This window comes from Prevotella melaninogenica (assembly GCF_018127925.1).
Classification (GTDB): Bacteria; Bacteroidota; Bacteroidia; order Bacteroidales; family Bacteroidaceae; genus Prevotella; species Prevotella melaninogenica_C.
Genome location: NZ_CP072348.1, coordinates 1059814 through 1073006 on the forward strand (window position 1 = coordinate 1059814; position 13193 = coordinate 1073006).

A 13193-nucleotide genomic window follows, 5' to 3' on the forward strand; every position below is an offset into this window, starting at 1 on the left:
AAGGTATGGAATACTCAGATACAAGGTATAATGAGTATGACGAGAAAGAGTATTTTATTGATGATTGGGATAATTGGTTTACCGCAGACGAAGTATACGACAGAAAGAAAGAAATTAATATTGGAATGAGGATTACGCCAATGAAGTGAGTGAAAATAATGGTGATGGTTTGGACTGGAGTGACTAATAAAAAAATATATCATGCCTAATAAAAATACTTTTTTACAAAATGCTATCAAAGATATAGATAATAATAAACCTATTTGGTTTACTGACTCGTATACGAATCCTAATACAATAACTAAACATTTACTCAGTGAAGAAAACAAGTATGACAGTAAAGACAAACTACCGAAAACAGACTACGATGCTGACAAAGATAAGAACTTTACTATCGTCTTCCATTCAATATCATTAAATTGTTTCTGTGCTTGGATATCATGCCCAATAAACGATAAACATCGGACTACACAGAAAATAATTATTAATTTGAAAGAGGAAAAAATCTGCAATAAAAACATTGAAGTATACGTCATACGCTGTTAGTATATTCTCCTTTATATCAAAAATATTTTGTGATATAAGGGAGAATAACTATTGAAATTATAATAAGAATCTTTATTGTATATTTTTTCAAACAGTAAATAATGGAACAAAATAATAATTCTATTACAACAATTGATCAAGCAAAAGACCTAATAGGAAATCTACAGAATTCGACAAATTACATCGGTCAACAAATTCTTTCTGCTCAATTGCAGGTATTGACACAAATATCATCACCAGAACTCGTAGGAAGTTCTTTTGACATAATGCTTACAAATATCAAAGAAGTTCTATCCTCCTCTGAATCAGACTCTTTTAAAGAAGTCTTTCGTAAGAACAGCATTTTACTCATACAGAACTATATTTTCTTTATGAAAGCAAAATTAGTCTTTATTCGTTCAGCGTTAGAGAAAGAAAATGAAATTCTAATGAGAGAAAAGTATGCTTTAATGAGAGATGCAACAAAAGGATTAGTTAAATGTTTCGAAGGGACCTTAGCAATGTCAGGAAATAAATGGATAGGAAATATCAAAATAGATATTACTGAAATATCCAGATACATGGAAGAGAAGGGTCTTATAGACCGTTTCTTTGATTGGCTCAATAGAAAAGAAATACAGAAACAGAATTATCAAAAAAGTAAAGCTTTACAACTTGAATTTGACAAAATCATGGGTGAACTCCCTATCAAATTATACAGTTATCATAAATACATTGGGAATAGTACTTTGATTGCTGGAATAATAACAAGTTATAAAAAAGAAATATTTGATAAACTGGATCCCAGTAAATCTTCAAGAGAAGGAAAAGTAAGAAGAGTACATTCTGGTATAAAAAGCGATTTTATAGATTCGTTATCTATTAATGTAGGGTTAACAATACTAATATACCCATTAACCTTAATTGTGCCAGGGTTACTTTGGTGTATATGGAAAATATTTGGAGGAGAAGTTGAAATTTTTGAAAGTTGCTTAAATTGGGCACTCACCAAAGCATCCATTTATGCAATAGTTTATTTAGTTTGCAGTAGTATTCTGATTACACTTAAAATAATAGGAGACTATTTCTTTAAATATAAACCTCTCGTAGTTGAAAATAGTAACTATTCAGCGGTATCGATCAGTCTGTATTTTCTCCTCTAAAATCTTCGTATAAAGGCTATAAATATGCTTGTTTTTCTTGCGTATTTCAGATTTTCTTTGTACCTTTATACCTATGAAAGAGCAGGTTACGGACATATCAAAAGTATTACAAGGCATGACGGAAGAGATGCGATTATTACGTGCAACTGTTAATCAGCAGTATGCCGAGATTATCAAATTGAACCGTAACATAAATACTCTGAACCTTGAAATTCGCAAGAAAGATACGGAACTTATAAACTTATAGGAACGCTTGGCTAAGTATGAAAATCCTGACAAAAACTCTAATAATAGCAGCACTCCGCCAAGCAAGGAGCGTATGAAGGATGAGGTTATCAGAAGAACAAGAAGCCTCCGTAAGCCAAGTGGTAAGAAGCCGGGAGGACAAAAGGGGCATGATGGGCATAAGTTGTCTTACTCTTCCATACCTGACGAGATAATTGATGAGGTACCCAACTATTGCACTCGTTGCGGAGAATCTTTATCAGATGCAGAACGTGTGCTTGATTATGTGACGCAGGTTATTTCCATTCCAGAGTTGAAGCCCGTAATCAGGGAAATCCGACACTATGTGATGGTATGCAAGAACTGTGGTGAACGTATTCGGACAGCACCGAGACGGCGGTCAAACAACGTGGTATATGATTCAAGCATAAAGTCCTTAGTGGTTTATCTGAGTGTCGTGCAATTTCTTCCTTATGGTCGCATAGCAAGTTTTTTGCGTGAGGTATTTGGTCTCACTCCAAGCGAAGGCTCACTGGTGAACTGGGTAAATGAGGCAAAGAGAAATGCGCAACCTGTGATTGATAAAATTAAAGAATATATCAAGTCATCAGCAGTTGTTGGTTTCGATGAGAGCGGCTTGTACTGTAAGAAAAGACTCGACTGGGCATGGATTGCACAAACCGTTTATTACACATTGCTTTTCCGTGCTAATGGAAGAGGGTCGAAGGTATTAGCAGACAAATTTGGCGATAGCCTGGAACGAATGACTGCCGTTACCGACCGCCATAGCGCATACTTTGCACTCCATTTCCTCAATCATCAGGTATGCCTTGCTCACTTACTGCGCGAACTGCAATATCTCTCAGAGTTGAACACTAAGCAAGAGTGGTCTGGGAAAGTAACCAATCTGTTCCGTGAAGCCATTCACAAGCGGAATACCAATCCGAACGACGTTATAGACAAGGTGTCATGGACCCGACGTTTAGACAATCTGCTCAAACAGAATATAGAGGAGCTTGGTAAAAAGTTTATTACGTTCAGAAAAGGCTTGGTCAAATACAGAGATTACATTTTCAATTTCCTCGAAAATCCGATGATACCATTTGACAATAATGGAAGCGAACGTGGAATACGCAAGCTAAAAATCAAACTGAAGAACTCCTGTGCTTTTCGTTCAGACTTCGGAGCAGACGCTTTCCTTGAACTTCATTCGATTGTAGAAACAGCTAAGAAGCACGACAAAACGCCATATAATGCGATTCAAGCCTTATTTAAGGTTTGAGAAATTGATATGCACTTATATATCTATTATCGCTGAATAGTTACTGAAAATAATAGGATTAATAAAGAAGTACAAGAAAAATTTGAAAGACTCTATAATGCCTTCGGAGCAGAACTTGAGACTTTGTAAGGCTTTTCAAAAATAAGATTAAATGCAAAAAAGTAGTTTTTGCTTCTCATTATTAACAGACTCTAATACAAGATATTCCACAGAAATAATCATAATCTTTCAATATGCATTAACTTTCGCTGAATTATATTTTAAGATGAAAATAAAGGAAACTTTAAAAGAAAGAATCAACAAGACAGAGTCCTCACTTTTGACTTATTACGAGAATCCACAATTAAAAGCACGTGACGAGAAGATGGAAACTCTCATCTTTAATCGCCGAATGCTCCTTAACCAACTATTCAAACCAACAGATGAAAACTATCAGCTGTTAAAGAAATTCAACGAAACACTTAAAGAAGTAGTAATTAGGGAATTTCAGTTAATTCCCTCTTAGAGCTCTCCAAGGCAGCCAAAAACTGCATTCTTTTCCTTGGAGAAGGTCCCAGAAAAAGAATATGCTGTGTTATTTGTTCAAAAATCTCAAATAATGAGTCATATGAGCACACCTGCCCTTTCCATACTATCTATGGACTTGTAAAATTATCCTTAAGTTTTATTAGGCAGCCTTCTTCACCCTCCGAGCCATCTCCCTTGCGGCAAGAATGGCAGCATTTGCTGTATGGATTCCGAAGAAGAGTAGTAGCCTCTCGCTAAACATATTGCGTGCCTTGATGCGTCCAAGGCTATAGTGTTGCTTTTGATTTCCAAAGCTACCCTCCATTACCGTAGCTCTGAGGTTTCCAATAATCTTTCTCGCTGTCTTGAGACATTCAGCTTCTTCTTTGGGTCTTGGACCTTTTCTAGTGAAACAGGTCGTTATGCCTTTTTCTGTACACATAGTGCGGTTGGCATTGTTGGCGTATATGGAATCGGCACCTACACGCTTGACTTTGATTCCCGTCAAAGATTCTTGATATTCTATACATAGCTTAAGACGGACACCCTCGTTGAATGCCTCAAAGCTGTGGTGCTCTATGAATGATATGCCGTCTATCTGTATGTTGTTGACCTTTGCCCCAAACTCTACACGCTTGTTTTCCTTGCCTCTGACAATAGGACGGAGGTAGGGGCGGTCGATGCTGACGATACGGTGCTTGACTTCCTTGCCGGAGAATAGTTCTGACTGTTGGAGGCATACCTCACGCACAGCGGACAGCCGCTTTTCTTGTTCTGCCGACAGACAGATGCAAGGACTGTACTGTTTACGCAGACGATTCCATTGGGACAGGAGTTTGGACAGGAGCCTCAGGAGTCTTCTCCTGAGCTTGCGCGTGGACGAGGCTGTGTGCTTGCGCTGCTTAGCGTATGCAAGCCTGGCCTTGTCAATATTATTATACTTGCTTCTCGGAATACGCTCTGAGAGGTGTTTACACTCGGAGACCAGCAGAGTGTGAAGCCAATAACAACACTCCCAGAGCAGCTTGATATCCGTAGGAAAACGCAGGTAGCTCTCGTAACAGGTTGCATCCGTCAAGCACAGGTCTTTGTCTTTAAGGTTGTCTTTCCATTTGGCATACAATATGCCCTGAAAGCTGTCTATGTCAAGAAACTGACCAAGACGATTGCGTATGGCACTTACAATCTTTCCATCCTTGATGGGACAGGAGGGGTCTATCAGAACACCACAGAACATCTGCATGTGGATGCTTCCGTTAAGCATTTCTATCAGACCATCGTCAGACAGACCTGTGTATGACTTAAGGAACATTAGGGCTATTTCTCCTTCACCCGAGAAAAGAGGCTTTTTGCCTCGCTTGCTCTTATGGCTAAGGATCGTATACTCTGCTGCCAACTCCTTTAGTGGGAGCTGGGAATGAATGCGTCCAAGTTCGCTTTGTGCAAAGCTTTCACGATAGCTCTGTAAAAAATCGAACTCTGTAAAGGGCAAAGTTGGTGTTATATCAGAAATTTTTTGTATCTTCACGACGATTTATTTTAAGTTTTCCCCCGATTCTGCCCGTGATGGGTCGTTCGGGGGATTTTATGTAAAGGTACAAATAATATATTATGCTGACAAACAATTAGTTAGAAAAATTATGAATATCCCTAATTAAAAACTATCAACAAAGCAGAGAGTTGTATTACAATACAAAGAAAATGTTGGCAGATAGTGGAAGTAGTTTGCAGTTTGAGGGTGTAGAGTGTAAAATCTTCTTAGGAAAAGACAGACAATACCCGAAAAGTAATCCTTTTCGAGGGGAAGAATCAGAAATGATATGGGAGATTCTCAATGATGAAAGTTATAACGACATCTATTGCAAATATGGTTGCTGTATGAGTTTTAGCGGATATCATGGAGAGGAAGACAACAAGACAGAAATGGAACTCATGGGAATGCAAGATGCTGATGATTGTTGGAATGAAGGATTAGACAGAGAATGGAGTCACAACTTACACCTTCATCAGCACTTTCATAACCTATACGACCATACAAGCTTCAGCATCTTCGATTTCATTTATGTTAGGGACTTCTACACAAAGTTTGAACTAAAATTTAATCAGAATACTTAAACAAGGAGAAATGGAAAGAAAAGAGTTATGCATAATCTCCGACTCTGATATCCCATCGGGTTCTGGTGGAATCAACAGTGAAGGATATACGTACGGACAATTACGCCATCAACCGATTATTACAGAGATACTACAACGTATCACCCACCCTATTGCACGTCAAATGGCAGAGGATTGTAATGAACGCAACCGTAAAGATGGATTTACAATGTATAAGGTAGACGGAGAATACTGCTTTGAAGGACTACGGGTAGGACCAAAAGTGAAAATCCCTTCTAAAGAAGAATTATTGGCTCTATTAGGAAATCAACCCATCAATGCAGCCTCTATCCGGAACATCACATATACGCTCATACGTGAAGAATTAGCACGCTTATACGAAACATCTGTACAAGAATCTGCAGACATCATTGGCAATCAACTTGACTGCGCCCCACACGAAGATATCTCTGGCTATATCTTTATGGTACCTAACTGGGCACATAAATGGTTCCGACATAATGGGTATGTGTCAAGGATGTTAAAGTAAAAACACTTATGCCAAAAAACAATCCCGAAAGTTTATAATGACCTTCGGGATTGCTAATTCTACTCTTTCCGCTTTCTCATGCGGACAAGTTTAATTTCATTCTATTCAACTGCTATAACTTTTGAATAGTCCTTCGCTTTAACAATATAGATACCTGATGGTAAACTAACTGTCTTACTTACTCTCACCATACCAGAATACATCAATTTGCCATTTAATGTATAGACTTGCAAGTGCGTAGGCGATTCTGTCATAAAGTTTAGATAATTCTTACCCCCAGACACTTTAAGTGCATCATTAGAAAGAGTGTCTATTTGATTCGAAACTGTGAATATTCCTCCAATAGTCACAGAAGAAGTAACCTTAAAATTAGGAGAATCTACTTCTTCATCATTAAGTGTCAAAGTTTCAAGTTTGTATCCAGATGCGGGTATTGCTTTAATGACAAGATCTGTATTCTTAGCCACCTTTGTGCCCGTCAGAACCTCAACACCATCTGTTGTAAATATCTTTAACGTTCCATATTCTGGCTCCTGTATTGTAATATATGCCATGTTACAACCTGTTCCATCGCCCTCGTAATCAATCGTCCAACCCTTCAACTTAGCAATAGAAGACTCAGCATGCTCGGCATCATTATACTCTCCGGCTTTTTCACCATGAACGAAAAGTGTGTTACCACGTGGCGACTTCCCACTCTGAAGTTTTGGATAACGTGAAAGACTATAATAAAGATCATTTAAAGTACATGCATCCCATCTATTACCTCCTACATTCAGATAGGTCAATCGTTCATGTCCCGTAAGGTCCAGTCCATCTAATCGATTACCATCTACAGTAAGTGTCACAAGTTGAAGATTATTTTTTAAGTCTAAGTTTGAAACTGAATTATTAGATAGCTGCAATGTCTTCAATGCAGGATTCTTGCTAACATCAAGAGCTGTAATCTTATTATTTGAAACATAAAGTTCTGGAATATCCCTCACGTCAACAGCCTCTATCTCATTACTACTTATATTCAAACAAACGAGTTTCTTGTTATGGCTTAAATCTAAGCTTTCCAGCCAATTATTTTTTACATCAAGATAAGCTAAATCAACAGCACCTGTAACATCTATATTATCAACTTGATTACCATAAGCACGTAAATTAACAAGTTTACTATTCTTGCTAACATCTAAGGAACTAAGGTCTGAATAAGAACAATCAAGAGATTCAAGATCCAATAGCTTAGAGACATCTATAGACGTAATAGAATTCATATACGTAGAAAGAGAACGTAAATGAATATTATGACTCAAATCAATAGCAGTTATCTTATTATCAACGCCTACACCTGGATAACTTGAGAAATCAGCTCCTGTAACAGCACCATATATCGTTACAGTCGCTCCTAACGTTTGCCCCTCTACGGTTGTTGGAGTTGATTTAACCTTCACTTTTACAAGTTCGCCATCTCCCCAGTCAATTGAAACATCTTTATCCTCACCATTAACAGAAAGGAAATACTGTTGGTCTACACCTGTAGGAACTGTTAGTTTGATATAATCATCATCACCAGAAACACTAAAAACAGGTTTTACAACCGTCGCTTCTGACACAACAAATATACTGTCAGCTATTAATTTTCCATTTACCTCTACACCAACGAACTTTGAGCCAGCAGGTGCTTTAGCATCTATCTTAATTGGGAATCCAGGCAGAACTTTCCCTGTAACAGGTTCATAAGTTGCAAAATACCCATCATCAGGGATTTGACTTAGCGTATAACTACCTCCATTTTCAGATGATTGCATAGTTATAGAGACAGAATCCATAGACGCAGTAGCATCACCATGAACATCTAATTTATAAGAATTGTCGGCATCATCATCTAAAATCCCAGTATTGGCGTGTTCGTAGTTAGCCCCTGATAGGAAAACATTCGTACGATAAGAAGTACCTGTATGAGACGGCATTGCTTTGAAAGTGAAGTTTAGTGACTGAGGCGTAGTGTTCTTACAGTCACGCATATCGAGGTGATTAAGTCGATTAGTACCGATAGCACCATGCATATCAAGGAATTGTATTCCAGTATTTCGTACGCTCACACTACGCAAAAAACGTTGGTGCGATAAATCAATACGTTGTATCTTCGTATTATCAATATTAATTGTAGAAAGATTCGCAAGGTTAGACACATCTAAACGAGACAACTTCGAATCACTAAGTTCAAGCGTTGTTATATTCTTATTACTACTTAAGTCAAGCTTTGCGATATCAGTATTAGACGCATCAAGCATGATAAGTTCTGGATTATTAATAAGGTTTAGCTCTGTTATCTTTGTACCCTTTATAAGGAGTTTCTCAAGTTTAGCTTGTTGCGTAACGTCAATAGATGTTACTCCAATATTCCCGCTGATATCAACATCACGTAACTCTGGATAATTATTACCCAATTCTAATTCTAACAAACTACCGTTCGCAAGATTAAGATAACGCAGATTAGGGAGACTGATAGGATAAAAGTGTGTAATATCTCCATCTGATAAGTCTACATTTCGTAATTCAGTACTGCCATCTGGAAATAAAACAGTTGCCAAAATTGCATTATGATTGGCTGTAAAATTAGATAATTTCTTAAAATTGCGCAGGTCTAAACGCGTAATCTTATTATAGCTGAGGTCAAGTGTAACAAGATTAGGAGCACCAAAGAAATCAATACCGTCGTAGGTTAATTCGTTCTTCTTTGCTTCAACTTGCTTTAAATTAGGCTGATTCTTAAAAGCAAGATATGTTGCTTTTACGTCAGAGACCTCAACGGCTGAGAAATCACCATAGACAATAATTGTGTCTTTAAGTAACTTTCCTGTTACCTTCTTATTATTACTCCAGCCTTCTAACGTAGCTTCTTGCTTATTACCATCTCCCCAATCAACAAAAACTTTACTGGTGTCATTGGTTCGAGTAACACGGAATTCAAAGTCTTGCCCTACGGCTGTAGATGTTGCAATCCTCATTTCACCATTTGTTTGTGCATAAGAAGTTAAAGTCACAAACAAAGAAATAATTAGTAATAGTTTCTTCATAAGCATACAATTATCAGCACTGAGATTAAAAATTAGATGAAGAAAAAGTTATGGTACACTTTTCCTTATAAAACGAGAATATAATTACGAGTGTGCTTTTACATCGTAACATATATCAAGTTTATATCGTAAAAATAAAAAAAATAATTATGAAAAGCAACTCTAAAAAAGAATTTTAAACTTAGATGCACAAAAAACTACAAAAGAAAATTGAAAGTTGATAATCAGAGGGAATAAATCCAATATATATACATAGGCAACGTAGCAACTGCATAAAATAAAAAACCCCCAATACATTAAGTACCGGGAGTTCCTTATTATAGAGATAAAATCTATTCGGATTATTCAGCCTTTGCCTCTTCAGCAACGTTCTCAGCAGCCTCTGCAGGTGCATCAGCCTTCTTTGTAGAACGACGGCTACGACGAGTCTTCTTAGCTTCAGCCTTTGGAGACTTAGCCATATTCTCATTGTAGTCAACCAACTCGATAAATGCTATCTGAGCAGCGTCACCCTGACGAGTACCGAGCTTGATAACACGTGTATAACCGCCTGGACGATCAGCTACCTTAACTGAAATCTCCTTGAAGAGCTCAGTAACAGCCTCTTTGTTCTGAAGATAACGGAATACAACACGACGTGAGTTAGTTGTGCCATTCTTAGAACGTGTGATCAGCGGCTCAACATACTTCTTAAGAGCCTTTGCCTTAGCAAGAGTCGTAGTGATTCTTTTGTGCTGAATCAAAGCAACTGCCAAGTTTGAAAGCAACGCAGCGCGGTGGTCAGCAGTACGACCCAAATGGTTGAATTTCTTATTATGTCTCATTTTGTTTTTAACTTGTTGTGGATAAACCCGTCAACTTGTCGCTTAGACAACTCGTCAACTATTCTTTATCCAATTTATACTTTGTAATGTCGGTTCCAAACGACAGATTCAGACTCTCGAGCAAATCATCAAGCTCAGAAAGCGATTTCTTACCAAAGTTACGGAACTTCAAGAGGTCCGTCTTGTTGTACTGAACGAGGTCGCCTAATGTCTCTACATCAGCTGCCTTCAAGCAGTTAAGTGCACGAACACTCAAGTTGAGACTTGCGTCAGTCAACTTGGTTTTCAAGAGCTGGCGCATGTGCAGAACCTCCTCATCGAACTCCTGGTTGCCCTCCTGATCTGGATTCTCGAGAGTAATCTTCTCATCAGAGAACAACATGAAGTGATAAATAAGTATCTTTGCAGCCTCTTTCAATGCATCCTTTGAGTGGATGGAACCATCAGTCGTAACTTCAACAACCAATTTGTCATAGTCGGTCTTCTGTTCAACACGATATGGCTCAACGGCATATTTTACGTTACGAATTGGGGTGTAGATGGAATCGATTGGGAGTACGTTTACATCAGTGCAGTATTCACGATTTTCCTCAGCAGGAACGTAACCACGTCCCTTGTTGATGGTCAAATCAATCTGCATAGAAGCCTTGGAGTCTAAATGACAAATCACCAAATCAGGGTTTAACACTTCAAATCCAGTCAGATACTTACCGATATCACCTGCTTTGAATTCGGTGGAATTCTCTACGGTGATACTAACTTTCTCATTCTCGAATTCTTCTACTACTTGCTTGAATCGAACTTGTTTGAGATTCAAGATGATGTTGGTAACATCTTCCTTTACACCTGGAACTGAAGAGAATTCGTGCTCAACACCAGCTATACGGACAGTGTTGATTGCGAAACCTTCCAGCGATGAAAGGAGGATGCGGCGAAGAGCGTTACCAATGGTAACACCGAAGCCAGGCTCAAGAGGACGGAATTCGAACTTGCCGAAATGGTCATTGGCCTCCAGCATCACTACTTTATCAGGTTTTTGAAATGCTAATATCGCCATTAATTTAATGAATTTTATTGTTTAGAGTACAACTCAACGATTAACTGCTCCTTAATGTTCTCAGGGATGTCAGCACGGTCTGGACGATGGAGGAACTTACCGCACTTAGCGTTATCATCCCACTCAAGCCAAGGATATTTGCTGTGGTTAAAGCCTGCCAAAGCAGCCTCGATAACCTCAAGTGACTTAGCCTTCTCGCGAACGCCAACAACGTCACCAGCCTTTACCTGATATGAAGCAATATTTACGACATTACCGTTAACAACAATGTGCTTGTGGCTAACGAGCTGACGAGCAGCTGCACGAGTTGGAGCAATACCAAGACGGAACACTACATTATCCAGACGGCCCTCAAGGCTCTGAAGAAGAACCTCACCAGTAATACCCTCTGCCTTTGCAGCCTTATCGAACAGATTACGGAACTGACGCTCCAAAACGCCATAAGTGTATTTAGCCTTCTGCTTCTCTGCAAGCTGAGCACCATACTCAGACACCTTACGACGACGGTTATTACCGTGCTGTCCAGGAGGGAAGTTTCTCTTAGCTAATACCTTATCTGCGCCGAAAATTGGCTCACCGAAACGGCGTGCAATTCGTGATTTTGGACCTATGTATCTTGCCATAATTAATATGAATTCTTTTAATTGTTATAAGATGTGATTATACACGACGACGCTTTGGAGGACGGCAGCCGTTGTGTGGCAATGGAGTAACGTCAACGATTTCAGTTACCTGAATACCTGCTGCGTTCACCGCACGGATTGCGCTCTCACGACCGTTACCTGGACCCTTAACGAATGCCTTAACCTTACGAAGACCGAGATCGAAAGCTACCTTAGAGCAATCCTCTGCTGCCATCTGAGCAGCGTAAGGAGTATTCTTCTTTGATCCACGGAATCCCATCTTACCAGCCGAAGACCAAGAGATAACTTGACCCTCGTTGTTAGCCAAAGATACAATGATGTTATTGAATGAGCTGTGTACGTGGAGCTGTCCCAACGCATCAACTCTTACGTTTCTTTTCTTAGATGTTGCTGATTTCTTTGCCATAATTAATTTCCTCCTTAGAATTACTTAGTAGCCTTCTTCTTATTAGCAACAGTCTTCTTCTTTCCCTTACGGGTACGAGCATTGTTCTTAGTACTCTGACCGCGAACAGGAAGACCATTACGATGTCTAACACCACGATAGCAACCTATATCCATGAGGCGCTTGATGTTCATCTGAATCTCAGAACGGAGATCACCTTCAACTTTGAATTCAGCACCGATAATTTCACGGATCTTGGCTGCCTGGTCATCAGACCACTCGCTGACCTTCAGGTCACGGCTAATACCAGCCTTATCCAATATCTTTGCTGAACTACTTCGACCAATACCATAGATATAGGTCAATGCGATTTCGCCACGCTTATTCTGGGGCAAATCTACTCCAACAATTCTTATTGCCATTGTTTGATAATTAAAAAATTAAATGTCATTTAACGCTAAAAAGCACGCAAAGGTAAGCATAAATTACGAGAAATCTTACTCTTTACGCTTTTTTAACTTAACCCTGACGTGTTTTGAACTTAGGGTTTTTCTTGTTAATAACGAACAGACGACCCTTACGACGAACGATCTTGCAGTCAGCTGTACGCTTCTTTAATGATGCTCTTGTCTTCATATCTCTATGTTGTTTATTTGTATCTGAAAACGATTCGACCTTTAGTTAAATCGTATGGACTCATCTCAACCTTCACCTTGTCACCAGGAAGAATCTTGATGTAGTGCATTCTCATTTTACCGGAAATATGAGCGGTGATGTCAACACCATTCTCTAATTCCACTCGGAACATTGCATTTGAAAGTGCTTCAAGAATTGTTCCATCCTGCTCTATTGCAGTTTGCTTTGCCATA

General features: G+C 38.8%; 13 protein-coding genes and 1 pseudogene. 5 read left to right on the forward strand and 9 right to left on the reverse strand.

Translation table 11 applies throughout. From position 1 onward, the window contains the following. Nucleotides 1–5 precede the first annotated feature (5 nt). The 3 genes and pseudogenes from J4861_RS09875 (at nucleotide 6) to tnpC (ending at nucleotide 3195) form a co-directional block, all read left to right on the forward strand. Nucleotides 6–149, forward strand: coding sequence for a hypothetical protein (locus J4861_RS09875; RefSeq protein ID WP_211816722.1), 144 nt, complete (start codon nucleotides 6–8; stop codon nucleotides 147–149). Between the two features lie 498 nt (nucleotides 150–647). After that, nucleotides 648–1688, forward strand: coding sequence for a hypothetical protein (locus J4861_RS09880; RefSeq protein WP_211816723.1), 1041 nt, complete (start codon nucleotides 648–650; stop codon nucleotides 1686–1688). A 73-nt stretch (nucleotides 1689–1761) separates the two neighbouring features. Continuing rightward, nucleotides 1762–3195, forward strand: a pseudogene (gene tnpC / locus J4861_RS09885) (IS66 family transposase). Between the two features lie 667 nt (nucleotides 3196–3862). Here the strand turns inward: tnpC and J4861_RS09890 are convergent. Beyond that, nucleotides 3863–5230, reverse strand: coding sequence for a transposase (locus tag J4861_RS09890; RefSeq protein ID WP_211816589.1), 1368 nt, complete (start codon nucleotides 5228–5230; stop codon nucleotides 3863–3865). A gap of 173 nt (nucleotides 5231–5403) precedes the next feature. Between J4861_RS09890 and J4861_RS09895 the strand changes: the two genes are divergently transcribed. Both J4861_RS09895 and J4861_RS09900 read left to right on the forward strand, forming a co-directional pair. Continuing rightward, complete coding sequence (locus J4861_RS09895) at nucleotides 5404–5817, forward strand: hypothetical protein (protein ID WP_249110829.1); 414 nt, start codon at nucleotides 5404–5406, stop codon at nucleotides 5815–5817. 10 nt (nucleotides 5818–5827) lie between these two features. Continuing rightward, the gene (locus J4861_RS09900) at nucleotides 5828–6346 is read left to right on the forward strand and encodes a hypothetical protein (RefSeq protein ID WP_211816724.1); all 519 of its coding nucleotides are present in this window, start codon (nucleotides 5828–5830) and stop codon (nucleotides 6344–6346) included. 101 nt (nucleotides 6347–6447) lie between these two features. Here the strand turns inward: J4861_RS09900 and J4861_RS09905 are convergent, their stop codons facing one another. From J4861_RS09905 to infA, 8 genes are all read right to left on the reverse strand, one after another. Continuing rightward, nucleotides 6448–9345: a leucine-rich repeat domain-containing protein gene (locus tag J4861_RS09905; RefSeq protein ID WP_249110830.1), complete on the reverse strand. Its 2898-nt coding sequence runs from the start codon at nucleotides 9343–9345 to the stop codon at nucleotides 6448–6450. Nucleotides 9346–9755: 410 nt separating this feature from the next. Beyond that, nucleotides 9756–10238, reverse strand: coding sequence for a 50S ribosomal protein L17 (gene rplQ / locus J4861_RS09910; protein WP_211816725.1), 483 nt, complete (start codon nucleotides 10236–10238; stop codon nucleotides 9756–9758). Nucleotides 10239–10296: 58 nt separating this feature from the next. After that, nucleotides 10297–11295 (reverse strand): DNA-directed RNA polymerase subunit alpha, encoded by a 999-nt coding sequence (locus J4861_RS09915; RefSeq protein WP_211816726.1) that lies wholly within the window; start codon nucleotides 11293–11295, stop codon nucleotides 10297–10299. Nucleotides 11296–11309: 14 nt separating this feature from the next. Beyond that, a complete protein-coding gene (gene rpsD / locus J4861_RS09920; protein WP_211816727.1) occupies nucleotides 11310–11918 on the reverse strand; it encodes a 30S ribosomal protein S4 in 609 nt (202 codons plus the stop codon). Nucleotides 11919–11955: 37 nt separating this feature from the next. After that, nucleotides 11956–12345 carry a 30S ribosomal protein S11 gene (rpsK, locus tag J4861_RS09925; RefSeq protein ID WP_004383890.1) on the reverse strand — a complete coding sequence of 130 codons (390 nt, stop codon included), beginning with the start codon at nucleotides 12343–12345 and terminating at the stop codon, nucleotides 11956–11958. 20 nt (nucleotides 12346–12365) lie between these two features. Further along, the gene (rpsM, locus tag J4861_RS09930; protein ID WP_004361628.1) at nucleotides 12366–12746 is read right to left on the reverse strand and encodes a 30S ribosomal protein S13; all 381 of its coding nucleotides are present in this window, start codon (nucleotides 12744–12746) and stop codon (nucleotides 12366–12368) included. Nucleotides 12747–12843: 97 nt separating this feature from the next. Further along, complete coding sequence (gene ykgO / locus J4861_RS09935; protein WP_004361627.1) at nucleotides 12844–12960, reverse strand: type B 50S ribosomal protein L36; 117 nt, start codon at nucleotides 12958–12960, stop codon at nucleotides 12844–12846. A gap of 13 nt (nucleotides 12961–12973) precedes the next feature. Then, nucleotides 12974–13192 (reverse strand): translation initiation factor IF-1, encoded by a 219-nt coding sequence (gene infA, locus J4861_RS09940; RefSeq protein WP_004352768.1) that lies wholly within the window; start codon nucleotides 13190–13192, stop codon nucleotides 12974–12976. Between the last annotated feature and the right edge of the window lies 1 nt (nucleotide 13193).

What these genes read in the sequence shown, in the direction of transcription:
- J4861_RS09875 (WP_211816722.1), top strand. Translation starts at nt 6, where the DNA reads ATGGAATACTCAGATACAAGGTATAATGAGTATGACGAGAAAGAGTAT.
- J4861_RS09880 (WP_211816723.1), top strand. Translation starts at nt 648, where the DNA reads ATGGAACAAAATAATAATTCTATTACAACAATTGATCAAGCAAAAGAC.
- J4861_RS09895 (WP_249110829.1), top strand. Translation starts at nt 5,404, where the DNA reads ATGTTGGCAGATAGTGGAAGTAGTTTGCAGTTTGAGGGTGTAGAGTGT.
- J4861_RS09900 (WP_211816724.1), top strand. Translation starts at nt 5,828, where the DNA reads ATGGAAAGAAAAGAGTTATGCATAATCTCCGACTCTGATATCCCATCG.
- J4861_RS09905 (WP_249110830.1), bottom strand. Translation starts at nt 9,345, where the DNA reads ATGAGGATTGCAACATCTACAGCCGTAGGGCAAGACTTTGAATTCCGT.
- rplQ (WP_211816725.1), bottom strand. Translation starts at nt 10,238, where the DNA reads ATGAGACATAATAAGAAATTCAACCATTTGGGTCGTACTGCTGACCAC.
- J4861_RS09915 (WP_211816726.1), bottom strand. Translation starts at nt 11,295, where the DNA reads ATGGCGATATTAGCATTTCAAAAACCTGATAAAGTAGTGATGCTGGAG.
- rpsD (WP_211816727.1), bottom strand. Translation starts at nt 11,918, where the DNA reads ATGGCAAGATACATAGGTCCAAAATCACGAATTGCACGCCGTTTCGGT.
- rpsK (WP_004383890.1), bottom strand. Translation starts at nt 12,345, where the DNA reads ATGGCAAAGAAATCAGCAACATCTAAGAAAAGAAACGTAAGAGTTGAT.
- rpsM (WP_004361628.1), bottom strand. Translation starts at nt 12,746, where the DNA reads ATGGCAATAAGAATTGTTGGAGTAGATTTGCCCCAGAATAAGCGTGGC.
- ykgO (WP_004361627.1), bottom strand. Translation starts at nt 12,960, where the DNA reads ATGAAGACAAGAGCATCATTAAAGAAGCGTACAGCTGACTGCAAGATC.
- infA (WP_004352768.1), bottom strand. Translation starts at nt 13,192, where the DNA reads ATGGCAAAGCAAACTGCAATAGAGCAGGATGGAACAATTCTTGAAGCA.